This window comes from Planobispora rosea, from assembly GCF_014648175.1.
Classification (GTDB): Bacteria; Actinomycetota; Actinomycetes; order Streptosporangiales; family Streptosporangiaceae; genus Planobispora; species Planobispora rosea.
In genome coordinates this window covers 182,584-205,753 of the sequence record NZ_BMQP01000004.1, presented here as the reverse complement: position 1 = coordinate 205,753, position 23,170 = coordinate 182,584, and the positions used below count along the sequence as shown (strand labels likewise).

At 73.7% G+C, this 23,170-nt stretch carries 19 protein-coding genes; 9 read left to right on the top strand and 10 right to left on the bottom strand.

Annotation, left to right across the window (positions count from 1 at the left end):
* The first annotated feature begins 192 nt into the window (after positions 1 to 192).
* From metK to IEZ08_RS05615, 7 genes are all read left to right on the top strand, one after another.
* Positions 193 to 1,380, top strand: coding sequence for a methionine adenosyltransferase (gene metK / locus IEZ08_RS05645; protein WP_068922651.1), 1,188 nt, complete (start codon positions 193 to 195; stop codon positions 1,378 to 1,380).
* 362 nt (positions 1,381 to 1,742) lie between these two features.
* A complete protein-coding gene (locus IEZ08_RS05640) occupies positions 1,743 to 3,992 on the top strand; it encodes a primosomal protein N' (protein WP_189241786.1) in 2,250 nt (749 codons plus the stop codon).
* Between the two features lie 49 nt (positions 3,993 to 4,041).
* Positions 4,042 to 5,682 carry a hypothetical protein gene (locus IEZ08_RS05635; protein ID WP_229802939.1) on the top strand — a complete coding sequence of 547 codons (1,641 nt, stop codon included), beginning with the start codon at positions 4,042 to 4,044 and terminating at the stop codon, positions 5,680 to 5,682.
* Positions 5,683 to 5,722: 40 nt separating this feature from the next.
* Positions 5,723 to 7,123 (top strand): hypothetical protein, encoded by a 1,401-nt coding sequence (locus IEZ08_RS05630; protein ID WP_068922652.1) that lies wholly within the window; start codon positions 5,723 to 5,725, stop codon positions 7,121 to 7,123.
* A 19-nt stretch (positions 7,124 to 7,142) separates the two neighbouring features.
* Positions 7,143 to 7,691 (top strand): peptide deformylase, encoded by a 549-nt coding sequence (gene def, locus IEZ08_RS05625; RefSeq protein ID WP_068922653.1) that lies wholly within the window; start codon positions 7,143 to 7,145, stop codon positions 7,689 to 7,691.
* Between the two features lie 5 nt (positions 7,692 to 7,696).
* A complete protein-coding gene (gene fmt, locus IEZ08_RS05620) occupies positions 7,697 to 8,626 on the top strand; it encodes a methionyl-tRNA formyltransferase (protein ID WP_189241785.1) in 930 nt (309 codons plus the stop codon).
* A 6-nt stretch (positions 8,627 to 8,632) separates the two neighbouring features.
* Positions 8,633 to 10,255 (top strand): RsmB/NOP family class I SAM-dependent RNA methyltransferase, encoded by a 1,623-nt coding sequence (locus IEZ08_RS05615; RefSeq protein ID WP_189241784.1) that lies wholly within the window; start codon positions 8,633 to 8,635, stop codon positions 10,253 to 10,255.
* A gap of 120 nt (positions 10,256 to 10,375) precedes the next feature.
* On the opposite strand, the gene IEZ08_RS05610 is transcribed toward IEZ08_RS05615, so the two are convergent.
* A complete protein-coding gene (locus tag IEZ08_RS05610; RefSeq protein ID WP_068922656.1) occupies positions 10,376 to 11,776 on the bottom strand; it encodes an amidase in 1,401 nt (466 codons plus the stop codon).
* A 159-nt stretch (positions 11,777 to 11,935) separates the two neighbouring features.
* Between IEZ08_RS05610 and IEZ08_RS05605 the strand changes: the two genes are divergently transcribed.
* Positions 11,936 to 12,754 carry an endonuclease/exonuclease/phosphatase family protein gene (locus tag IEZ08_RS05605; protein ID WP_068922657.1) on the top strand — a complete coding sequence of 273 codons (819 nt, stop codon included), beginning with the start codon at positions 11,936 to 11,938 and terminating at the stop codon, positions 12,752 to 12,754.
* Positions 12,755 to 12,788: 34 nt separating this feature from the next.
* Here the strand turns inward: IEZ08_RS05605 and IEZ08_RS05600 are convergent, their stop codons facing one another.
* The 6 genes from IEZ08_RS05600 to IEZ08_RS05580 form a co-directional block, all read right to left on the bottom strand.
* Positions 12,789 to 13,682: a 3-methyladenine DNA glycosylase gene (locus IEZ08_RS05600; protein ID WP_068922658.1), complete on the bottom strand. Its 894-nt coding sequence runs from the start codon at positions 13,680 to 13,682 to the stop codon at positions 12,789 to 12,791.
* Positions 13,683 to 13,803: 121 nt separating this feature from the next.
* Entirely contained in the window at positions 13,804 to 14,934 is a 1,131-nt protein-coding gene (rodA, locus tag IEZ08_RS05595; RefSeq protein ID WP_189241783.1) for a rod shape-determining protein RodA, read from the bottom strand.
* The gene (gene mrdA / locus IEZ08_RS05590; protein WP_229802950.1) at positions 14,931 to 16,652 is read right to left on the bottom strand and encodes a penicillin-binding protein 2; all 1,722 of its coding nucleotides are present in this window, start codon (positions 16,650 to 16,652) and stop codon (positions 14,931 to 14,933) included. The genes rodA and mrdA overlap by 4 nt, the downstream gene beginning before the upstream one ends.
* On the bottom strand, positions 16,534 to 17,181 hold the full coding sequence (locus tag IEZ08_RS39355; protein WP_229802938.1) for a rod shape-determining protein MreD: 648 nt from the start codon (positions 17,179 to 17,181) through the stop codon (positions 16,534 to 16,536). The genes mrdA and IEZ08_RS39355 overlap by 119 nt, the downstream gene beginning before the upstream one ends.
* Positions 17,171 to 17,929 (bottom strand): rod shape-determining protein MreC, encoded by a 759-nt coding sequence (mreC, locus tag IEZ08_RS05585; protein WP_068922662.1) that lies wholly within the window; start codon positions 17,927 to 17,929, stop codon positions 17,171 to 17,173. Before mreC ends, IEZ08_RS39355 begins: the two co-directional genes overlap by 11 nt.
* A 10-nt stretch (positions 17,930 to 17,939) precedes the next feature.
* Positions 17,940 to 18,971, bottom strand: coding sequence for a rod shape-determining protein (locus IEZ08_RS05580; protein ID WP_068922663.1), 1,032 nt, complete (start codon positions 18,969 to 18,971; stop codon positions 17,940 to 17,942).
* A gap of 371 nt (positions 18,972 to 19,342) precedes the next feature.
* On the opposite strand from IEZ08_RS05580, the gene rpe reads away from it, so the two are divergent.
* Positions 19,343 to 19,999: a ribulose-phosphate 3-epimerase gene (gene rpe / locus IEZ08_RS05575; RefSeq protein WP_068922664.1), complete on the top strand. Its 657-nt coding sequence runs from the start codon at positions 19,343 to 19,345 to the stop codon at positions 19,997 to 19,999.
* A 77-nt stretch (positions 20,000 to 20,076) separates the two neighbouring features.
* On the opposite strand, the gene IEZ08_RS05570 is transcribed toward rpe, so the two are convergent.
* From IEZ08_RS05570 to IEZ08_RS05560, 3 genes are all read right to left on the bottom strand, one after another.
* Complete coding sequence (locus tag IEZ08_RS05570; protein ID WP_141704371.1) at positions 20,077 to 21,057, bottom strand: ABC transporter ATP-binding protein; 981 nt, start codon at positions 21,055 to 21,057, stop codon at positions 20,077 to 20,079.
* Positions 21,058 to 21,134: 77 nt separating this feature from the next.
* Entirely contained in the window at positions 21,135 to 22,136 is a 1,002-nt protein-coding gene (locus IEZ08_RS05565; protein ID WP_068922666.1) for an ABC transporter ATP-binding protein, read from the bottom strand.
* A 7-nt stretch (positions 22,137 to 22,143) separates the two neighbouring features.
* Positions 22,144 to 23,124 (bottom strand): ABC transporter permease, encoded by a 981-nt coding sequence (locus IEZ08_RS05560; RefSeq protein ID WP_068922667.1) that lies wholly within the window; start codon positions 23,122 to 23,124, stop codon positions 22,144 to 22,146.
* Between the last annotated feature and the right edge of the window lie 46 nt (positions 23,125 to 23,170).

The window sequence follows — 23,170 nt, the reverse complement described above, 5'->3', positions numbered from 1 at the left end:
TCCGGGTGGGATCTGCCGGGGATTGTCCGGGAGTGCGGAGGCCGCCACACCCGGAGGCGGGGATTCCCGCGCCCGGATCCGAGACAGTTTCGCCACGCCGCTCCAGGTGGAGCTAGACTTCGGCGGAACGCTACCGGTACCCCCGTACCGGAGCCCCAAACCGCCAGCAGCCGCTGCATGAGGAGCCCTGACTTGTCCCGTCGCCTGTTCACCTCCGAGTCGGTCACCGAGGGCCACCCGGACAAGATCGCAGACCAGATCAGTGACGCGATTCTCGACGCCATGCTCAAGGGCGACCCCAAGAGTCGTGTCGCGGTCGAGACGTTGATCACCACTGGTCAGGTCCACGTCGCCGGAGAGGTGACGACGGAGACCTACGTCGACATCCCGGGCCTGATCCGGGAGAAGATCCTCGAGATCGGCTACGACGCCTCGCACAAGGGCTTCGACGGCGCCTCCTGCGGCGTCTCGGTGTCCATCGGCGCGCAGTCCCCGGACATCGCGCAGGGCGTCGACGACGCCTACGAGCACCGGGAGGAGGGCGACACCGACGAGCTCGACCGCCAGGGCGCGGGAGACCAGGGCCTGATGTTCGGCTACGCCTGCCGGGAGACCCCGGAGCTGATGCCGCTGCCGATCACGCTGGCGCACCGCCTGGCCCACCGCCTGTCGCAGGTCCGCAAGGACGGCACCGTCCCCTACCTGCGTCCCGACGGCAAGACCCAGGTCACCATCGAATACGACGGCGACCGGCCGGTCCGGCTCGACACGGTGGTCGTCTCCACCCAGCACGCCGCCGAGATCGACCTCAAGGAGATGCTCGCTCCCGACATCAAGGAGCACGTGGTCGACCCGGTCCTGGCGGGCCTGGACATCGAGACCGAGGGCTACCGGCTGCTGGTCAACCCGACCGGCCGCTTCGAGATCGGCGGCCCGATGGGCGACGCCGGCCTGACCGGTCGCAAGATCATCGTCGACACCTACGGCGGCATGGCCCGGCACGGCGGCGGCGCCTTCTCCGGCAAGGACCCGTCCAAGGTCGACCGCTCGGCCGCCTACGCCATGCGCTGGGTCGCCAAGAACATCGTCGCGGCCGGCCTGGCCGACCGCGCCGAGGTCCAGGTCGCCTACGCCATCGGCAAGGCGCACCCGGTCGGCGTGTTCGTGGAGACCTTCGGCACCGAGAAGGTCGGCATCACCGCGATCCAGGACGCCGTGCTCCAGGTCTTCGACCTGCGCCCGGCCGCGATCATCCGCGACCTCGACCTGCTCCGCCCGATCTACTCGGAGACCTCCGCCTACGGCCACTTCGGCCGTCCGGAGTTCTCCTGGGAGGCCACCGACCGCGCCGAGGCCCTGCGCACCGCCGCCGGTCTGTAGCCCTCGGGCAGTCCGCGAGCGCCCGCCGGACGGGCGTCCCGCAACCGTGCCGGCGCCTGCGCCGGTCCTGTGAGCGCCCCCGGAGAGCCGTCTCCCGGGGCGCTCACCGTTCGGCACCGCCGTTCCGAAGGCGCCCTCTGCGCTCGCGGCTGCCCTTCGTGTCCGCGCCCGCCCCCGCGTCCGTGAACACCCCCGCGTCCGTGAACACCCCTGCGTCCGTGGGCGCCCCCTGTGTCCGTGGGTACCCCTGTATCCGCGGGTGCCCTCCGCGTCCGTGGGCTCCTGCGGACCTCGTCCCCCTGTGCCCGGGGCCCCGTCGCGAGTGGGCGGGAGTGCCCGCGCGCATCTGGTAGGACAGGTGGGTGGCTGACACGACCCCCTCTCCAGACGACGGCGCCCTCCTGCCGCTCGCCTCCGTGCGCCGGGAACCGGCCGGCGACGGGGCCGCGGAGCGGAGGTCCGCCGGTCGCGGAGGGCGGGCCGCCGGCCCGGTGAAGGCGGCACCGGCCAAGGGCGTGCCGGAGACGGCCGCCGTGCTTCCGGTCGCGCGGGTCGCGGTGGACACCCCGCTGCCCCATCTGGACCGGCCGTTCGACTATCTCGTCCCCGCCCCGCTCGACTCCGACGCGGTCCCGGGCTGCCGGGTCCGCGTCCGCTTCGCCGGGAAGCTCGTCGACGGGTTCCTGCTGGAGCGGGCCGAGGCCAGCGAGCACGAGGGCGCGCTCGCGCGTCTGGAGCGGGTCGTCTCGCCGGAGCCGGTGCTCTCCCCGGAGATCGCGTTGCTCGCCCGGGCCGTCGCCGACCGCTACGCCGGGACCATGGCCGACGTTCTGCGCCTGGCCGTCCCGCCGCGCCACGCCCGGGTCGAGGCCGAGGAGCGGGCGGCGCCCCCGCCCGGCCCGGAGCGGTCCTCCGCGCCGGCGGACGCACCCCTCTCCCCGGGGGAGGGCGGTCCGGGAGCGGGCGGCGCGGGGGAGAACGGCCCGGGAGCGGACGGCCCGGGAGCGGACGGCCCGGGAGCGGACGGTGCGACGGCGGCCGGGGACCCGGGGCCGTGGGCGGTCTACCGGGAGGGCGCGGCGTTCCTCGCGGCGCTGGCGGAGGGGCGCGCGCCGCGGGCGGTGTGGACGGCCCTGCCCGGGACCGGCGCGGACGGGCCCGAGTGGCCGGTGGCGGTGGCCGTGGCCGTGCGGGAGACGCTGCGCGGCGGCCGGGGCGCGCTCGTGGTGGTGCCCGACGGCAAGGACGTGGTGCTGGCCGACGCGGCGCTGAGCGCCGTCCTGGGGCCGGGCGAGCACGTCTCGCTCACCGCCGGGCTGGGACCCGCCGAACGCTACCGGCGATGGCTCAAGGTCTCCAGGGGAGAGGTCCGGGTGGCCGTCGGCACCCGGGCGGCGGCGTTCGCGCCGGTGCGGGACCTCGGCCTGGCGGTCGTCTGGGACGACGGCGACGACCTGCACGCCGAGAGGCTGGCGCCGTACCCGCACACCCGGGAGGTCCTGGCGATGCGTGCCCACCACGGGCGCGCGGGCCTGCTCGTCGGCGGGTACGCGCGGACGGCGGAGGCCACCCGGCTGGTCGCCACCGGCTGGGCCGGTCCGATCACCGCGGCCCGCGAGACGGTGCGGGCCAGGGCGCCCCGGGTCCGCCCGGCCGGGGACGACGCCGAGCTGGCCAGGGACGCGGCCGCGCGGGCGGCCCGGCTGCCGAGCCTCGCCTGGCGGGTGCTGAAGGCCGGGCTGGAGGACGGCCCGGTGCTGGTGCAGGTCCCCCGGCGGGGTTACCTGCCCGCGCTGGCCTGCCAGGGGTGCCGGGTCCCGGCCCGGTGCGGGCACTGCGCGGGCCCGCTCGCGCTGCGCGGCGGCCACGCGGTGCCGTACTGCCGCTGGTGCGGGCGGCTCGCCGGGCAGTGGCGGTGCCCGGCGTGCGGCGGGGTGCGGGTGCGGGCGCGGGTGGTCGGCGCCCGCCGTACGGCCGAGGAGCTCGGGCGGGCATTCCCCTCGGTCCCGGTCAAGACGTCGGGCAGGGACGGTGTGCTGGCCGCGGTCGGGCCCGGCCGGGCGCTCGTGGTGGCCACGCCGGGGGCCGAGCCGGTGCCCGAGGGCGGGTACGCCGCCGGGGTGCTGCTGGACGGGTGGGCCCTGCTCGGCCGCCCGGACCTGCGGGTCGCCGAGGAGACGCTGCGCCGCTGGATGAACGCCGCGGCCCTGCTGCGGCCCGGGGCCGAACTCGTCGTGCTCGCCGACTCCTCGCTCCTTCCCGTGCAGGCGCTGCTCCGCTGGGACCCGGTCACCCATGCCGAGCGGGAACTGGCCGACAGGACAGAACTCGGTTTCCCCCCGGCGGTGCGGATGGCGACCCTGACCGGGTCCGCGGCGGCGGTCCGGGAGATGCTGGGGGAACTGGTGCTCCCAGAGGGGGCACAGGTCCTCGGGCCCGTCCCCGTCGAGTCCTCCAGGGACGACCAGGTGCGGGAACGCGCCCTGGTGCGGGTGCCGTGGACGGCGGGACCGGCGCTCGCGGCGGCGCTGAAGGGGGCCTCCGGAGTCCGCTCGGCGCGTAAGGCGGACGAGGTGATCAAGGTATGCATTGACCCCCTGGACACCATTTGAGTCGTTTCCCCGATTCGCGGTGCTGACAGTAAGCCGTTAATTTCTCCCTGTGTCGATCGAATGGGTGAATCGGGCCATAGACGATCTGCGTGCGTGGGGACGGGCGAACGACCTGCACGTCGACGTGGACGAGATCCGGCTGCTCTGCGACTACGCGAGCGATTACCTGGGCGTCGGTCACCTGGGTGATTTCACCGCGGACACTTTCGAGGAACTGCTGCTCGACATCTATCCTCGCAAGGTCATCGCGCCTCCGGAAAGCGCGTCCGAGACGATCGCCGCAGCCCGGACCCTCGTCGACTTCCTTCTCTCCACCGAGGAGATCGGCGGCAAGATGGCCGTGCGCATGCGCGCCACCATCGACCGGGCCGAGCCCGAGATGCCGGTCGCCCTGGCCGACACCACCCGGTTCGGCATGGCCAAGAGCCTGTTCAGCGCGATGGGCGCCGACGCGCTGGAGGGGGATCCGCCGGTGCCGGTGGGCGAGTCCGCCCACGAGCCCTGCGGCTGCCCCGGCTGCACCCCCCTGCCCCCGGTACGGCTGGCGCCCCGCGAGGTGCTCGCCGAGGCCGTCCTCCGGGTGCCCCTGATGACCGACGCCCGCCGCCTGGTCCAGTGGATGCTGGCCGGCGGCCGTACCCCCACCGTCAGAGGCCGCCTGCGCGCCCGCGACGCCGCCGAGGCGGCCACCCAGCTCGCCGTCCCCGACCCGGCGCTGCTGTGGGAGCTGGCGGTGCGGACCGGCCTGGTCGCGCTGGAGGGCGGGGCCGCCTTCGACGCCGAGGAGCGCGACCCGCTCCAGGTCTGGGCCGAGGCGGTGGAGTTCCTCGTCGAGGGGGGCACCGGCGGCGCGGTCACCGGCTGGGAGGTCTTCGACGGGGAGCTGTACGGCCTGTGCGACATGCTCTACCGGCTGCAGGCGCCGCTCTCGATCGACCTCGTCACGGAGTACCTGGAGGAGATCGGCCTGCTCGCCGAGGAGGAGGACCTCGACCTCGACGAGGCCGTGCGGCGGCTGGTCCGCTGCGGGCTGGTCGAGCGCCGGGACGACGCGCTGGCGCTGACCTCCCTGGCGGTCTGGGGACTGCGCGAGCTCTTCCTCAGACTGGGCCTGGACGCCCCCGAGGCCGCCGACCTGGCCGGCGCCGACGCGGCCACGCTGATCGAGGGGCTGCTGTCCGGAGTGCCGCTGGAGGCGGCCGAGGCCGACATCGAGAACTGGCTGAGCCGCCGGGCCCCCGTCGCGGCCGCCTCCGAGCTCCTCGGAGCGGTCTCGGGCGCGCCCGCGGTCGCCCGGGGCGTCGCGGTGACGATCGTGGACCGGCTCGGCCCCGAGGCGGAGGAGGCGGTCCGCGCCGTCCTGGGAGAGGCCGAGCTGCGCCCGCACGCCATCCACTGGCTGTCCGCCCGGGGACTGGCCGCCCCCAGCCTCACCGAGGACGAGGTGCTCTGGATGAGCGTGGACATGCTCGCCCTGGCCCTGCCGGCCGCCGGGGAGGACCCGGAGGCGTTCGGCGAGAACATGGCGGCCTCCGGCCCTCCCGCGCACATGATCGAGGAGATGTGGCGGGTGGACCACCCGGACGTGGTCGAGGTCCTGGAGCTTCTCGGACGGTCCCTGCCGGATCAGAGCGTGGCCAAAGCAGCACGGAAAGCAGCATTCAAGGCACGTTCGCGCGCCATCGGCTGAGCCGTACATCTGCGGGGCTCCTGTGGAGTAAGTTTCACGGGTGGCAAAGAGCGGGAACACCGGCAACGTCTTCGATCTCGGTGCGCTGCGGAGGCTGGTCGACGAGTTGGGAACCGCGCCGCCCGAGGCGCGCGCGGCCGTGCTCGACGAGGTCGTCACCGGTGGTGCGGACTGCGGCTGCCCCGGCTGCGACAGCGAGACGCTGAGCTTCCCCCCGGTCGACCTGGCGCCCGACGCCGATCTCGCCCGCGCCGTGCTCCGGGTCCCCCTGGTGGCCGACGTCCAGCGGCTGGTGGCGTGGACCGGCACCCGCGAGGTGACCCCCGAGTGCCTGCTGCCCGACCCCGCCCTGGCCGCCTCCGAGCTGGGGCTCTCCGGACCGGACCGGCTCCACCTGCTCTGGGTCGTCGCGGTCAACACCGGCATGGTGCGGATCTCCCGGGGCGTCGCCGCGCCCGGACCGCTGAGCCTCTCCGCCGGACTGCCCGCCACGGTGCTCCTGGAGTTCTGGGACGGCGTGGTCATGGACGTCCTGGACCGCGCCGACGAGAGCCTGACCGGGTCCGCGGTGGTGGACGAGCACCTCGCCGAGATGCTCGCGACGATGTACGCCGTGAACGAGGGGCTCTCCCACGCTACCCTGGTCAAGGGCATCCTCCAGTCGCACGAGGTGGCCTGCGAGGCCCGTCCGGCGCAGATGCGGGAGCTGACCGCCTCCCTCCCCGCCGAGCTGGACGCCGCGCTCGCGCTGCTCGGCTACTGCGGGCTGGTCGAACCGGCGGCGGCGGGCTGGCACCGGCTGACCCCGCTGGGCGTGTGGGCCGTCCGCCGGGACCTGATGCGGGAGGGGCACGACGCGCCCACCGGCGCCGAGGTCGCCGTCTTCGCGGACTTCGGCGCGGCCGAGCTGGTCGAGGCGATGGTCGCGGGTTCCGTCCCGCCCAGCGCCGTCACCGTGTGGCTGGAGTCCCGCAGCGCCGAGACCGCCGCCCGCGACCTGATCAAGATCGCTTCGTCCGGCACGGCCGGCCAGCGCGGCACCGTGGGCACGATCCTGGAGGAGCTGGGACCGGAGGCCGAGGCCCCCTTCCGGGAGGCGCTCGCCGAGCCCGTCATGTGGCGCTACGCCGCCTCCTGGCTGCACATCCGGGACCTGCCCGCCCCGGCGCTCACCCCCGCCGACAACACCTGGCTCGCGGTCGACACGCTGGCCTCACTGATCCACCTCGGCAAGGCCCCCGACGGGATGGGCGAGTTCGGCGCGATCGAACCGGGCGAGGACCTGGTCCGCATGGTCGAGGAGATGGCCGTGGTCGACCATCCCGACCGGATCGCGGTGCTCGACATGCTCGGCGCCCACCACAGCGACGCCGCCGTGGCCAAGGCCGCGCGGAAGGCGGCCATGAAGGCCCGCTCCGGCCGGGCCCGTAGACTGGGATGACCCTCGGGAAGGAGCCCTGTTGGCCATTCAGTCAATCCGTCTCTTCGGCGACCCGGTGCTGCGCACCCCGGCCGAGCCGGTCACGGACTTCGACAAGGAGCTGCGCAAGCTCGTCAAGGACCTGACCGACACCATGCTGGACGCCCCCGGGGCGGGCCTGGCCGCGCCCCAGATCGGGGTCGGCCTGCGGGTCTTCACCTACCACGTGGACGACCAGCTCGGGCACCTGATCAACCCGAACCTCGACCTGTCCGACGAGATGGACGAGGAGGGCGAGGAGGGCTGCCTGTCCTTCCCCGGCCTGACCTACCCCACGCCCCGGGCGGTCCGCGCGGTGGCCAAGGGCTTCAACATGCACGGCGAGCCCGTCACCCTGGAGGGCACCGACCTCATGGCCCGCTGCTTCCAGCACGAGACCGACCACCTGGACGGCGTGCTGTTCATCGACCGGATGGACGCCCAGCAGCGCAAGCTCGCGATGAAGGAGATCCGTCAGGCCGAGTGGAGCGGCCTGGCCGCGCCGGTCGTCAAGTTCTCCCCGCACGCCACCCACGGGAAGGCTCTGTAGGAACCGTGCGCCTGGTCTTCGCCGGAACCCCGGACACCGCCCTGCCCTCGTTGCGCGCGCTGCTCGACGCGCCGCGCCACGAGGTCCTCGCCGTCGTCACCCGCCCGGACGCCCCGTCGGGCCGGGGGCGCAAGGTCCACCCGAGCCCGGTCGCCGAGCTGGCCGAGGAGGCGGGCATCGAGGTGCTCAGGCCGGTGAAGGCGGGCGACCCCGCCTTCCTGGAGCGGCTGAAGGAGATCGGTCCGGACGCCTGCCCGGTGGTGGCCTACGGCGCCCTGCTGCCGCAGACGGCGCTGGACGTCCCGCGTCACGGCTGGATCAACCTGCACTTCTCGCTGCTGCCCGCGTGGCGGGGCGCGGCCCCCGTGCAGCACGCCGTACTGCACGGCGACGAGATCACCGGCGCGACCACCTTCCAGATCGTCAGGGAACTCGACGCCGGCCCCGTCTACGGCATGGTCACCGAGGAGATCCGCGCCACCGACACCAGCGGCGAGCTGCTCGCCCGGCTGGCCGAGTCGGGCGCCGGGTTGCTGGCGGCGACCCTGGACGGCATCGAGGACGGCACCCTGGAGGCCCGGCCGCAGCCCGCCGACGGGGTGAGCCACGCGCCGAAGATCAACGTCGAGGACGCCCGGGTCGACTGGTCCGCGCCCGCGATGCGGGTGGACCGCCTGATCCGCGCCTGCACGCCCGCCCCGGGCGCGTGGACCGAGTTCCGCGGCCAGCGCGTCAAGCTCGGCCCGGTACGGCCCGCCCCCGACGCCCCCGCCCTCGCCCCCGGCGAGATGGCGGTGTCGAAGAACTCCGTCCTGGCCGGCACGGCCACCTGCCCGGTCGAGCTGGGCGAGGTGCAGCCGCAGGGCAAGCGCCTGATGAGTGCGGGGGAGTGGGCCCGCGGCGTGCGGCCCACCGGCGAGGATCGGCTGGTCTGACGGATCATGGGTGATCGGGGGAACGGCGGAGCCGCTCCGCGCGGCGGAGGTCGCGGTGCCGGAGGCCGTCCGGGCGGCGGTTCCGGCGGCCGTGGCCAGGGCGCAGGCGGTTCCGGCGAGCGCCGGGGGGCCGCGGGGAACGGCCGGAAGCAGGGCGCGTCCGGCGGGCAGGGCCGGGGCCGCGGGCGGGGGCCGTCCAGGCCGGTCTACGACGAGGCCCGCAACACCGCCTACGACCTGCTGCGCGCCGTGGACGAGCGGGACGCCTACGCCAACCTGCTGATGCCGGTGCTGCTGCGCGAGCGCGGCCTGTCCGGGCGTGACGCGGGCCTGGCCACCGAGCTGGCCTACGGCACCCTGCGCGGTCTGGGCACCTACGACGAGATCATCGCAGCCTGCAGCGACCGGGCCCCCGAGGACCTCGACCCGCCGCTGCTGGACGTCGTCCGCCTCGGCGCGCACCAGCTGCTCAAGACCCGCATCCCCCCGCACGCCGCCGTCGGCACGACCGTCGACCTGGCCCGCCTCCGGGTGGGCGTGGGCCCGTCCAAGTACGCCAACGCGGTGCTCCGCAAGGTCGCGACCCGATCCCTGGAGCAGTGGATCCCGATCGTGGCCCCGGACCCGGCCGACGACCCGATCGGCCACCTGGCCGTGGCGCACAGCCACCCCCGATGGATCGTCACCGCGCTCCGCGACGCCGTCGGCGGGGACTTCGAGGAGACGGCCGCGCTGCTGGCCGCCGACAACGAACGGCCCCGGGTGACCCTGGTCGCCCGGCCCGGCCGGGCCTCGGCGGAGGAACTGCTCGCCTCCGGCGCCCAGCCCGCCGAGTTCTCCCGCTACGCGGCCTACCTGCCCGAGGGCGACCCCGGAACGATCCCAGCCGTGGCCGAGTCCCGCGCCGCCGTCCAGGACGAGGCCAGCCAGCTCGTCGCGCTCGCTCTCACCCGCGTCCCGTTGACCGGCGGAGACACCCGCTGGCTCGACATGTGCGCCGGTCCGGGCGGCAAGGCGGGCCTCCTGGACGCCCTGGCCACCCACGGCGACACGGCCGCCCCCGCCGGGATCTCTTCCCCGGAGTCCCCGGAGTCCCCGGAGTCCCCGGAGGCGTCCGACCGTCCGGTGTCCTTCCCCGGAGGGGCCCGTCTCCTCGCCGCCGAGCTGCAGCACCACCGCGCCCGCCTGGTCTGGCAGACCACCCGGAAGGCCGGGGTCGTCACCGCCGACGGCACGGTCCCCGCCTGGCGGCCCGGAGCCTTCGACCGGGTCATGGTGGACGCCCCCTGCACCGGCCTGGGCGCGCTGCGCCGCCGCCCCGAATCCCGCTGGCGCCGCGACCCCCGGAGCCTCCCCGAACTGGGCGGGCTCCAGCGCGCACTGCTGAGATCCGCACTCGACGCCGCCCGCCCCGGTGGGGTCGTGGCCTACGTGACCTGCTCACCGCACCTGGCCGAGACCGTCACCGTGGTCGGCGACCTCCTCCGGGACCGCGACGACACCGAGGTCCTCGACGCCCGCGCCTACCTCCCCGAGGTCGAAGGCCTGGGCGACGGCCCGTACGCCCAGTTCTGGCCGCACCGCCACGGCACCGACGCCATGTTCCTCGCCCTGATCCGCCGCCGCTGACCGAACCCTCTTGCCTGCGGCGCGGCAGCCTCCGCCCCGCCCGGCCCGCCGGTCCGCCCGCCGGCGCGGTTCCATCGCCGTTCCATCGCCGTTCGCCGGTCGCCCTGTCCGGGACGGCGATCAGCGCGGGTCGATCGGCGTCGGCGTCCCGGCCGCCGCCTCCAGCGTCTCGGCGGCGTCCAGGCACAGGTCCTCGCGGAACCTCGGGCCGATGACCTGAACGGCCTGCGGCAGGGCACCGTCCAGCCCGACGGGTACGGCGACCGCGGGCAGGCCGAGGAGATTGACCGCCACGACCATGCGCATGGTGTCCGGCCAGTCCTCCAGCCATCGGGGATCGAGGTCCGACCCGACGGGGAAGGCCGGACGCGTGCGGACCGGTGCGAGCACCAGCGGCGCGTGGCTCATCCACACGCTCCACAGCCGCGCGATGGACGCCCGCTCCATCATCGGGTCGAACGCCTCCGCTCCGGCGGCCCGTGCCCAGACCGGCTCGTAGAGCTCCCAGAAGCGCACGAACCCGGGGGAGGCGATGGTCTCGACAGGGGGCTGATCCCGGTGCACGCGGCCGTAGGCCGACATGATCTGCGTGTAGACCTCGCTCGAACGGGTGAGGGCCGGGGCCTCCCCCTCCTCGACGAGGTAACCCGCGTCGGCCAGGATCCCCGCCGCGCGCCGCAGCGCGTCCGCGACCTGCGGGGCCATGCCGGTCCCGCCGACGTCGGTCACGACCCGGACCCGTACCGGCGCCGGTACGGGCGGGCCGTTCAGGGGCACCGGGGCGTGCCACGGATCCCCGCCGGGCCGTCCGCACATGTGGTGGAAGGCCAGGCGCAGGTCCCGGACGTGCCGGGCGACGGGGCCGTGGACGGCGAACAGCTGGAAGGCGAAGGGGACCGGTCCCGCCCGCTCCCCGGCCTGCGCCACCCTGCCCAGCGAGGTCTTCAGCGCGCTGACGCCGCAGCACTGGGCGGGCCAGCGCAGCGAGCCCGCGGCGTCGTTCCCGATGCCGAGCGGGGACATCCCCGTCGCCACCGCGGCGGCCTCCCCGCCGCTGGACGCGCCCGGCGTGTGACCGGCGGACCAGGGATTGACCGTCGCGCCGCGCAGCGCGTTGTCGGTGTGCCAGCGCATGCCGAACTCGGGCATGTTCGTCCGGCCGATCGGGATCGCGCCCGCCGCGCGCAGCTCGGCGACGAAGGGCGCGTCGGCGGCGGCCGTCGCCTCCCGCAGGGCGACGATCCCCTGCGTCGTGGCCGACCCCGCGACGTCGATGTTCTCCTTGACCGTCATCGGCACACCGCACAGCGGGCCGGTCGTCCCGCCGCGCGCGTATGCCGTGTCGGCCGCGTCCGCCGCGGCGAGCGACTCCTCCCGCAGCGTGACCGTGACGGCGTTCACCCGGGAGTTCACCTCGTCGATCCGCCGGAGATGCGCCTCGACGACCTCCCGGCGCGAGACCTCCCCGCCGCGGATCATTTCCGCCAGATCCCACGCGCCCCGTGCCCACAACTCCGTCAATGCGCCCTCCTCGGTGACTGTGCCGGGAAATCTAGAAGGGAACGCGGGGAAAGAGCAGTCTTGTCTTTCCCCGCTGCCTCAGCCGCCCGGCGGGCCGTGGTTTCAGAAAGCGCCGGGGCCTCCCTGTACGGTCAGTTCCAGATCATGAAGAATCCGTTCATGGAGATCGATTGGGCGCAGCCGTACGGTCCCCTCATCGACACCAGCCTCCGGGTGGTGACGTGGAACGTCTGGGGCCGGCACGGCCCGTGGGAACAGCGCTGGAAGGCGATCGGCTCGGTCCTGCGGCAGGCGGATCCCGACGTGGTCGCGCTGCAGGAGTCCTGGTCCGAGGGCGTCGCCGGCCTCGCCGGCGAACTGGGCCGCCACCACGTGATCGGGTTCGGCGGCGACCACTGGGACGCCTCCACGCCCTGCGCGGTGTTGTCCCGCTGGCCGATCACCCGGCACGAGCGGCGGGGGCTCGCTCCGGAGCACGGTACGAGCGGCGGAGCCGTCCTGTTCGCCGAGATCGACGGGCCGCGCGGGCCGCTGCACCTGTTCAGCGTGATCCTCGGCTCTTTCCGGCCCTATGACAGCGTGATCCGCCAGGATGCGGTACGCGATCTCGCGGCCTTCGTCACCGAGACCGGCCGGGGCTCGACACCTGCTGTGATCTGCGGCGACTTCAACGCGCCTGCGGAGAGCGACGAGATGCGCATGCTCACCGGCCTGACCCGCCCCGCCGCCGAGAAGTTCTTCGCCTACGACGCCTGGGCCGTCGCGGGGGACGGCGGCGCCGGGATCACCTGGTCCCGCCGGAACCCCTGGGCCGCCCCGGCGCTCTTTCCCGAGCGCCGGTTCGACTACATCCTGTCCGTCTGGCCCAAGCCCGGCGGCGCGGGGCACCCCCTGCACTGCGAGGTCATCGGCACCACCGAGATCGCCGGGGTCATCCCCTCGGACCACTACGGCGTCCTGGCGGACCTCCGCTACTGAGCGCTCCAGGAGGACGGGCCGGGCTCCGGGGTGCTCAGCGTGGTGCGAGAGCCGGGCGGGACCCGTCGCCGGAGGCGGGGGCGTCGGCGAGCACCCGCGCGCAGGCGTCGAGCAGCCGCTGCCGCTGCGTCCGCGCCCGCTCGGCGAAGCCCCGCTGCTCGGCGGCGTATTCGGCCCGCCCCTCGGGGGTCTCGATCCGGATCGGCCGGTAGCCGAGTGCGCTCAGGTCGTACGGGCTGGCCCGCATGTCCACGGCGCGGATGTCGCGGGCCAGGACGAAGCAGTCGGCCACCAGCTCACCGCTCACCAGCGGTGACAGTTTGTACGCCCACTTGTACAGGTCCATGTTGGCGTGCAGGCAGCCTGGCTGCTCCAGCTCTCCCTGCCGCTCCCGGGTCGGCTGCAGCACGTTGAGCGGACGCGCCTCGGTGGTGAAGAAGCGGAACGCGTCGAAATGGCTGCACCGCACGCCTCTCTCCTCCACGACCCCGGCGATCTCCTCCCCGCTGAGCCGCAGCGGCCAGGCGCCGTGCCGTACCTCCGCGGTCTTGTAGACCATCGCCCACTCGTGCAGGCCGAAACAGCCCAGATACGCCGGCCGCGCCGCGGTGGCGGCCAGCAGCCGCGCGATCCACTCGACGGATGGCCTGCGCCTGCCCATCAGCGCCGCGGTGTCGAGGATGGCTCCATCGGGGGTGTCGAGGTAGTCGCGGCCGAAGTCGCGGGCCCCCTTCAACACCACCCCGGCGCCCGGATGCCACTTCCGCAGCTGCGCCGGCCGGTGCCCGTAGTAGGTGAACAGAAAGTCCTCGACGGGATGGGTCTCCCCCCGTTCCCTGCGCGCCAGGTGCGGTGCCGTCCACGTCTCGACCCGTCGCCGATGGGCCTCCGCCCGGGCCCGCCACACCTCCGGTTCCAAAAACTCCACCGTCGCATGGTATGCGCGAGCCGGTGGTGATCCATCGATCAGCCCGGGTCCGGCCGCCTCCGCGAAGGACCCCTGGGCATGGATTCTTCAGACGTGCTGCCGACGAGGTCTCCGCTGGCGCTCAGCTCCATATGACATGCGTCCGGGGTGCGGCGCGGTGCTCACCGCGCACCGACATCAGGATTCCCGCGGCGGCCAGGCAGCTCACGACGGACGACCCTCCGTAGGACACCAGCGGGAGCGGGACCCCGATGATCGGTGCGAGGCCGAGCACCATGCCGATGTTGATCGTCGCCTGGGTGGCGAGCCAGCACACGATCCCGCCGGCCACCAGCCGGTCGTACGGCGTGGCCGCCTGCGCGGCGATGCGCAGGCCGCGCCAGAGGATGCTCCACAGCAGCACCAGGACGACAGCCGCCCCGGCGAAGCCCAGTTCCTCACCGGCGACGGTGTAGATGAAGTCGGTGTGCTGTTCCGGTACGAAGCGTCCACCGGTCTGGTCGCCGTGGAAGAGCCCGCGCCCGAGCAGTCCGCCGGAGCCGATCGTCTCCAGGGCCTGGATCGCGTTGTATCCCGCGCCCTGTGGGTCGGCCGCCGGGTCGGCGAAGACCAGCAGCCGCTGCACCTGATGGGGCTTGAGCAGGTCCAGCCACCAGGCGAGGGCCGCGGCGCCGAGCGCGCCTCCCGCGAGGAGACCGATCGAGCGCCCCGGCGTACCGGCGATAACGATCATGCTCAGGGTGGTGGCGGCCAGGATCAGGGCGGTTCCGAGGTCGGGCTGGAGCATGACGAGCCCGAGCGGGACGCCGGCCACGGCGAGGGCGGCCGGCAGCCCGGAGGCGCGGCGGCGCCGTTCCCCGTCGGGCGCCGCGCCGAGCAGGGCCGCCAGGGCGAGCACCAGCGCCGGCTTGGCCAGTTCCGACGGCTGGAACTGGAGCACGCCGAGGTTCAGCCAGGACCTCGACCCGTTGACCGTCACACCGAGAGGGCTGAGGACGGCCGCCAGGCCGAGGCAGCCGGTCAGATAGGCGGGCGGGCCCCAGGCCCGCAGCGACCAGCGGTCGGCGCCGGCCAGGATGGTCATCAGCGCCAGTCCGGCGCCGCTGTAGGCGATCTGGCGCCAGAGGTGCGTGTGGGACCCCTCCGGCGGCATCGCCCGGGTCGAGGACCACACCAGCAGCACGCCCACCACGCACAGGGCGGTCGCCGGCAGGCAGATCCGCCAGTCCAGGACACGCAGGCGGTCTCTCATCGCCGCTCCAGCCGGTGGATGGCGGACCAGATCTCCCGCGCGGCCGGGGCGGCGGTATCGCCGCCGTTGCCGCCCTGCGAGACCACGACGACCACCGCGTAGCGGTCGTCGAACGAGGCGAACCAGGAGGTGTCCTGCCTGCCGAAGACCTCCGCCGTGCCGGTCTTGCCTGCGATGGGTCTCTTGTCGAGCGGGAAACCGGCGAAGGCGGCGGAGGCCGTACCCGATTTCGGCACCTCGGCGAGCGCCCTGCGGATGTAGGCCAGAGTCGTGCGGCCGACGGGGAGACGGCCGACGACCGGGGGGGTCACCTCGCGCAGGACGCGGCCGTCGGCGCCCACGATCCGCTTGCCGACCCGGGGACTGAACAGGGTGCCCCCGTTGGCCAGCGCCGCGTACGCCCGGGCCATCTGCAGCGGGGTGACCAGCACGTCGCCCTGGCCGATGGCGAAGTTGGCGGCGTCACCGGGGCGCGCCCAGGGCCCGCCCGGCACCCAGCCGGCGGCCTCGCCGGGCAGGTCGACGCCGGTCTCCCGGCCGAAGCCGAAGGCGCGGGCCATGCGCTGCATCGAGTGGTCGCGGGGGTCGTCGCGCCACAGCTCGTCGGCGAAGCGGTAGAAGATCGTGTCACAGGAGACCGCCAGCGCCCGGTGCAGATCGATCCGGCCGTGGTCGGCGCCGCGGTAGTTGCGGAAGTCCCGGTCGCCCACCCGGTAGGAGCCCGGGCAGTCGTAGGCCCCGCGGAGGGGGTAACCGGCGCCGACGGCGGCGGCGGTGGAGACGACCTTCCAGGTGGACCCGGGCGCCCACTGTCCCTGGATCGCCCGGGACAGCAGCGGGCTGCCCCGGTCCTCACGGGTCAGCCGCGCGTAGTCGCCGGGGTCGATGCCGCCCACCCACACCGACGGGTCGTAGCCGGGCAGGCCGGCCAGCGCGACGACACGGCCGGTGCGCGCCTCCAGCACCACCGCGGCCCCGGAGTCCGCGGCGAGGCCGCGCGCTCTGGCGCCGGCGGCCGCGCGTTTGAGCGCCCGCTCCGCGGCGCGCTGGATCCCGGTGTCGATGCTGGTGACGAGCGTGGCGCCGGGGACGGCCGGCTGCTCGTGCAGCGTGCGCAGGACCCGCCCCCCGCTGTCGACGACGATCCGGCGGCTGCCGGGTGTGCCGCGCAGCTCCGCCTCGTACGCGGCCTCGAGCCCGTCCCGGCCGACCGGCGCGGTACCGCCGGGCGACCGGCCGTCCGGCGCCAGGTAACCCAGGAGGTGAGCGGCCAGGTCACCGTGCGGGTAGTCCCTGACCGGCCGGAGCTCGGCGATCACGCCGGGGAACTCGGCGGACCGCTCCACGACCTGGAGCGCCAGCCGCTCGTCGACCGCTTCGGCCACCGGGATCGGCTGGTACGGCGACCCCGCCCAGCACGGCGTGACCGGCCTCTCGCCACACAGCCGGATCCTGTCGCCGATCTCGCTCCGGCTCACTCCGAGCAGGGCGGCCAGCCGTCCCAGCACCTCCCGGCCGCCGTCGGGCCGGCCGGCCAGGACGTTCCGGTCGACGGACACGGTCATCGCGGTGCGATTGCGCACCAGGGGCCGACCGCGGTCATCGACGATGCGCCCACGCACGGCCGGGACGACCACGTGGCGCACGTGGTCCGCCGAGGCGGCGCGGGTGTAGCGGTCGCCGTCGAGGAGCTGCACCTGCCACAGGCGGCCGAGCAGCACGCAGAACAGAGAGGTCACGAGCAGGTGCACCAAGACGAGACGGGAACGCATCGGGGATCCTCCGGGCCGCCGCGCCCGCGCGCCACCGGGTGACGCCGAGCCAGACGAGGGAGCTGATCAGCAGGGTGGAGGGCAGGGCGAGCGGCAGCTCGGCCGCCTCGGGCACCGTGCGCGGGTCGCGCAGCAGCGCGTCCGCCGCGACGGAGGCGAGCGAACCGCCCGTCACGCCCAGGGCGAGTACGGCGGGGGCGGGCAGCCGCCCCGGCAGCCCGCAGGCGTAGCCGACCGCGCAGAGCACGAGCGCCGACCGGCCGGCCACCCCGTCGGCGGGCGGCACGAGGTCCGTGGCCAGGCCGGCGGTGAAGCCGGCGAGCACGCCCGGTATCGGGCCGCAGACGACGGCCACCAGGACGACCGCGGCCAGGACCACGTCGGGTGCGGTCCCTTCGGGCAGGGGGAGCCGTTCCACCACGGTCACCTGCAGCACGGGCGCGGCCAGGGCGGTGAGGGCGGGGCTAATCCGCACGGCCGCCCCCGAGTGTCACGCCGACCACGTCGAGGGCGGTGAACCTGACCGCCGGCCGCACCAGGGCGGTCGTGACGAGCGGGTCCGCGCCGGCTTCCACCCGGACGACCGTGCCGACCGGGACTCCGGGCAGGTACGGCCCCGCCTTGGCCGAACCGAGGGTCTCCACGCGCTGCCCGGCGCGCAACTCGGCGTCCGCCGCGAGCAGCCGGAGGCGGAGCAGTCCGTTACGCACCCCCTGGCCGGTGACGATGCCGATCTCGCGGGACCCGGCCACGCGCACGCCCACGCTGGAGGCGGGATCGGCGGCCAGCCGTACGGTGGACACCGAGTGACCGGCCTCGATCACCAGGCCCACCAGGCCGTCGGCGTTGACCACCATCTGGCCGGAGTGCACGCCGTCCCGGGTGCCCACGTCGACGGCCACGGTGTCGCCGTGCGCGCCGAACGCGATGACCTGGCCCGTCGCGACGGGTCGCCGCGGCGGGGCCGTCCGGATGGGCTCCGCCCGGCGGTTCCTTCCGTCCATCGCCTGCGCGGTCCATCGTGCGGCGGCCAGCCGTACCCGCTGCTCTCCGCCGGCGGGGGCCCGGCCGATCGCGGCCACGAGGCGTTGCACCGGCCCGGCCACGGAGGCGGCCCACTCGCGCAGCGCGGTCGTGCCGTCGCGGACGTCCAAGGTGATCAGCACGGCCGAGGCGGTCACCGCCAGCGCGAGGACGAGGCGATGACGGCGGATGACTCGCATCGCCCCTCCTCTAGTGCCGGGGTTCGGGAACCAGGACGCCCTGGAGGTGGTCGAAGTCCTCCACGCACCGGCCCGAGCCCAGCGCCACCGAGTGGAGTGGATTGTCCGCCACCGTGATGGGCATGCCGGTGGCCTCGGCGAGTCGCCGGTCCAGGCCGCGGAGCAGGGCGCCGCCGCCGGTGAGCGTGATGCCGTTCTTCACCAGGTCGCCGGCGAGTTCGGGCGGGCACTCGTCGAGGGTGGCCTGGACCGAGTCGACGATCATGTGCAGCGGCTCGTCGATCGCCTCGTGGATCTCCCGATCGGAGACGTCGACCGACTTGGGCAGGCCGGTGACCAGGTCACGGCCCCTGATCGGGAAGTGGCTCTCCTGCTCGGGCAGGCAGGCCGAGCCGATGGCAATCTTGACCTCCTCGGCGGTCCGCGACCCGAGCAGCAACGCGTGCTCCTTCTTGACATGCGCGATGATCGCCTGGTCGAGCTCGTCACCGCCGATCCGCAGCGAATGCGCCGTCACGATCCCGCCCAGCGAGATCACGGCGACCTCCGTGGTGCCGCCGCCGATGTCGACCACCATGCTTCCGCTGGCCTCGTTCACCGGCAGCCCGGCGCCGATGGCCGCGGCCATGGGCTCCTCGATGATGTAGACGCTCCTGGCACCCGCCTGGTATCCCGCCTCCTTGACCGCGCGCTGCTCGACGCCGGTGATCCCGCTGGGCACGGCGACCACCAGGCGGGGCTGGGTGAGGTAGCGGCGGCGGTGCACTTTCCTGATGAAGTACCGCAGCATCTGCTCGGCCACCTCCAGGTCGGTAATGACGCCGTCGGCGAGCGGGCGGATGGCGACGATGTGACCGGGGGTCCGGCCGATCATCTGCTTCGCATCACTCCCCACTGCGGCGATCTTGCCGGTCCTGGTGTTGAGCGCCACCACCGACGGCTCGTCCAGCACGATGCCGCGATCGCGGACGTAGACAAGCGTGTTGGCCGTGCCCAGGTCCACTGCCATGTCACGACCGAGGAAACCGAGAACTGACCGCATGACGAACTCTGCCCCCCGCGGATGAGTCGACCCCTGCGAGCGAAGAAACCCGCGAATGGAAGCTGCGAACAGAAGGCGTCCCGGACTCCGCCGGAGAGCTCGGGACGGTGCGTACGGCTATCGCCTCAGGCGTGTGCGGATCGGTGTCCCCGCAGTCTCCTCGGCAGATAGCCCGCCATGTCTCCTCCGTGTCCGCGGCGATGGTCCATTCGGTTGGCTGTTAGCACTCTCTATGTGAGAGTGCTAATCAGTATTTAACATCCTCCTCCGCTCCGGGCAACCCGGCGCCGGTCGGTGTCCGCGACGACCGGGCGGGTCCCGGGCAAGGGTGGTGGGAGAGGGTGAGAGGGCCGCCAATAGACTCGGGCATCATGGCCGTACAGATCTCGCCCAGCATCCTGTCCGCCGACTTCGCCCGCCTCGCCGAGGCGGCCGCGGCGGTGTCCAACGCCGACTGGCTGCACGTCGACGTCATGGACAACCACTTCGTGCCCAACTTGACGCTCGGCCTGCCAGTCGTGGAGTCCCTGCTCAAGGCCACATCCCTGCCGCTGGACTGCCACCTCATGATCGAGGACCCGGACCGCTGGGCGCCGGCCTACGCCGAGGCGGGGGCCGGGAGCGTGACCATCCACGCCGAGGCGGCCAGGGCCCCCGTCCGCACGCTTCGGCAGATCCGCGCCGCCGGGGCGCGCGCCGGGTTCGCGCTGAACCCGGCCACCCCCGTCGAGCCGTACGAGGACCTGCTCGGCGAGATCGACATGATGCTGCTGATGACCGTCGAGCCCGGCTTCGGCGGCCAGAAGTTCCTCGACGTGGTCCTGCCCAAGATCCGCCGGGCCCGGGCGCTCATCGAGCGGCACGGCGGCCAGATCTGGCTCCAGGTGGACGGCGGCGTCGCGGCCGAGACCATCGAGCGCTGCGCCGAGGCCGGGGCCGACGTCTTCGTCGCGGGCAACGCGGTCTACGGCGCCGACGACCCCGCCCGCGCGGTGGACGACCTGCGGGAACTGGCCGCCAAGGCCTGAGCTGCCCGGACGGACGCTCCCGGTGGGCGGGGGCGTTCCCGGCGCGGCGGCGGCTTCTCGTGCCCGGCGTGGCGGACCTACGCCAGCGCCGGGTCCAGCACCACGTCCCGGCCGTGGACGGTCGGCGCCTCCGGGAAGTGGCACGCGGTCAGGTGACCCTCCGGGCTGCCCTCCAGCCGGACCAGCGGCGGCTCCTCGCTCGCGCACTTCTCCTGCGCCTTCCAGCAGCGGGTACGGAACCGGCAGCCGGACGGCGGGTCGATCGGGGAGGGCACGTCCCCGGCGAGGCGGATGCGCTCGCGGGCCCGGCCCTCCGGCTCGGCCTCCGGGACGGCCGACAGCAGCGCGTGGGTGTAGGGATGGCGGGGACGCTCGTAGAGCGAGTCCCGGCCGGCGATCTCGACGATCTTGCCGAGGTACATGACCGCGACCCGCTGGGAGAAGTGCCGGACCACCGCCAGGTCGTGGGCGATGAACAGGAAGGCGATGCCCAGCTCCCGCTGGAGCTCCCGCAGCAGGTTGACGACCTGGGCCTGGATGGAGACGTCCAGCGCGGACACCGGCTCGTCGGCGACGATCAGCCTCGGGTTGAGGGCGAGCGCGCGGGCGACGCCGATGCGCTGGCGCTGGCCGCCGGAGAACTCGTGCGGGAAGCGGTTGTAGTGCTCCGGATTGAGCCCGACGATCTCCAGCAGCTCCCGGACCCGCCGCTCCCGTCCCTCCGGCGGATCGATGCCGTTGATCTCCATCGGACCGCGGATGATGCCGCCCACGGTGTGCCGGGGGTTGAGCGACGAGTACGGGTCCTGGAAGATCATCTGGATCTCGGCGCGGATCGGGCGGAGCTCCCTGCGGCTCGCGTGGGTGATGTCGCGCCCGCCGTACCGGACGGTGCCCCCGGTGGGCTCCAGCAGCCGCGCGACCAGGCGCCCGGTGGTGGACTTGCCGCATCCGGACTCGCCGACCAGCCCGAGGGTCTCTCCCGGGTACACGGCCAGGTCGATGCCGTCGACCGCGTGCACCCGGCCGACCTGCCGCTTGAAGACGAGGCCGCTCATGATCGGGAAGTGCTTCTCCAGCCCGGACAGCTCCAGCAGCGGCTCGGCCGCCGTCCCCGTCGTGGGCCCGGTCTCCTTCAACGGACGATCTCCTGTTTCTGGGCGAGGGTCAGGTGGCACGCGTCGCCGTGGCCGTGGCGCGGCGACAGCTCGGGCCGTTCGGTACGGCACAGCTCGGGACCGGCCAGCGCCGGATAGTCGCACCGGGGGTGGAACGGGCAGCCGGACGGCACGTTGATGAGGCTCGGCGGGGTGCCGCGCACCGGCCGGAGCGGCGCGTCCACCGGGGTGCTCAGCCGGGGCATGGAGGCCAGCAGACCCCAGGTGTAGGGATGGTGCGGCTCGCCGAGGACCTCCCGGACGGTGCCGCGCTCCACCGCCCGCCCGGCGTACATCACCAGCACCTCGTGCGCGGTGTTCGCGACCACGCCCAGGTCGTGGGTGATCAGGATGATCGCGGTCCCGGTCTGCTCCTGCAGGTCCCGGAGCAGGTCGAGGATCTGCGCCTGCACGGTCACGTCGAGCGCGGTGGTCGGCTCGTCGGCGATGAGCAGGTCGGGGTCGCAGACCAGGGCCATCGCGATCATCGCGCGCTGCCGCATGCCGCCGGAGAACTGGTGGGGATAGTCGTCCACCCGGAGCTTCGGCTGCGGGATGCCGACGCGGGTGAGCATCTCGATCGCGCGGTCCCTGGCGGCGGCCCGGCTCGCACCGGTGTGCCTGCGGAAGACCTCGCCGATCTGCCTGCCGATCGTGTGGTACGGCGAGAGCGAGGTCAGCGGGTCCTGGAAGATCATCGCCGCCTTGTTGCCGCGGATGCGCTCCATGACGGAGCGGGGGGCGCCGATCAGTTCCCGGCCGTCCAGGAGGATCCCGCCGCTCATCTTGGCGGTCTCGGGGCTGTGCAGGCCGAGGACGGCCAGGGCGGTCACCGACTTGCCCGAGCCGGACTCGCCGACGACGCCCAGCGTGGTGCCCTTCTCCACGCCGAAGGAGAGCCCGTCCACCGCGTGGACGACACCGTCCTCGGTGTGGAAGTCGACGGTCAGGTCCTGGACCGAGAGGAACGGGGTTGACACGGGGCTCCTAGTTCAGCCGTACTCGGGGGTCGATGAAGGCGTACAGGGCGTCCACGACGATGTTGAACACGATGATCGCCCCGGCCGCCACGAGCACCGTGGCCATCAGGACCGGCAGGTCGGAGTCGGTGACGGCGTTGATGGACAGCCGCCCGAGTCCCTGCAGGCCGAAGGTGGTCTCGGTGATGATGGCGCCGCCGATGAGGGCGCCGAGGTCCACGCCGAAGATGGTGATGACGGTCGTCAGGGTGCCGCGCAGCGCGAAGCGCAGCGTCACGCTCCGCGCCTTCATGCCCTTGGCCCGCGCGGTGCGCACGTAGTCCTCGCCGAGCTGCTCCACCATCGTCGAGCGGGTCATCCGGGTGTAGCCGGCGGTGAAGATGATCGACAGCACGACCCAGGGCAGCGTCAGCCCGGCGGCCCAGGCGAGCGGGTCCTCGGTGAAGGGAAGGTACTGCGGCCTGGCCAGGATCTGGTTCTCGTAGACCAGGAAGTAGAGGGCGAGCGTGCCGACGAAGTAGATCTGCAGGGAACTGCCGACCAGCGACGAGACACTGGTGATCTTGTCCAGCGGCCGGCCCTGGTTCAGCGCCGCGACGATGCCGGTGGCGACACCGAACAGCAGGAAGATGACCGCCGCGCCGATGGTGAGGGAGACGGTGACCGGCAGCCGGTCCAGGATCGTCTCGAGGACCGGGGCCCGGTTGACGAAGGAGTAGCCGAGGCAGGGCGCCGGGCAGTGTCCCAGCCCGGCGTAGTCACGCCCGGCGAAGATCCCTGTCAGCCAGGCGGTGAACTGGGCGAACAGCGGCTGGTCCAGGCCCAGGTTGTGCCGAGCCTGCTCCAGAAGCTCCGGCGGGCAGGCCTTGCCGCAGGCGAGCCGGGCCGGGTCGGCGGGGACGGCGAAGAAGAGGAAGAACGTGACGGCGGCGATGATCACCAGGGTGAGCACGGCGCCGATGGCGCGGCGGGTGAGGAAACGGAGCATCGGCTGCTTCCCGGGGGAGTGGCGGGGACCGCTGTGGCCCGGGGCG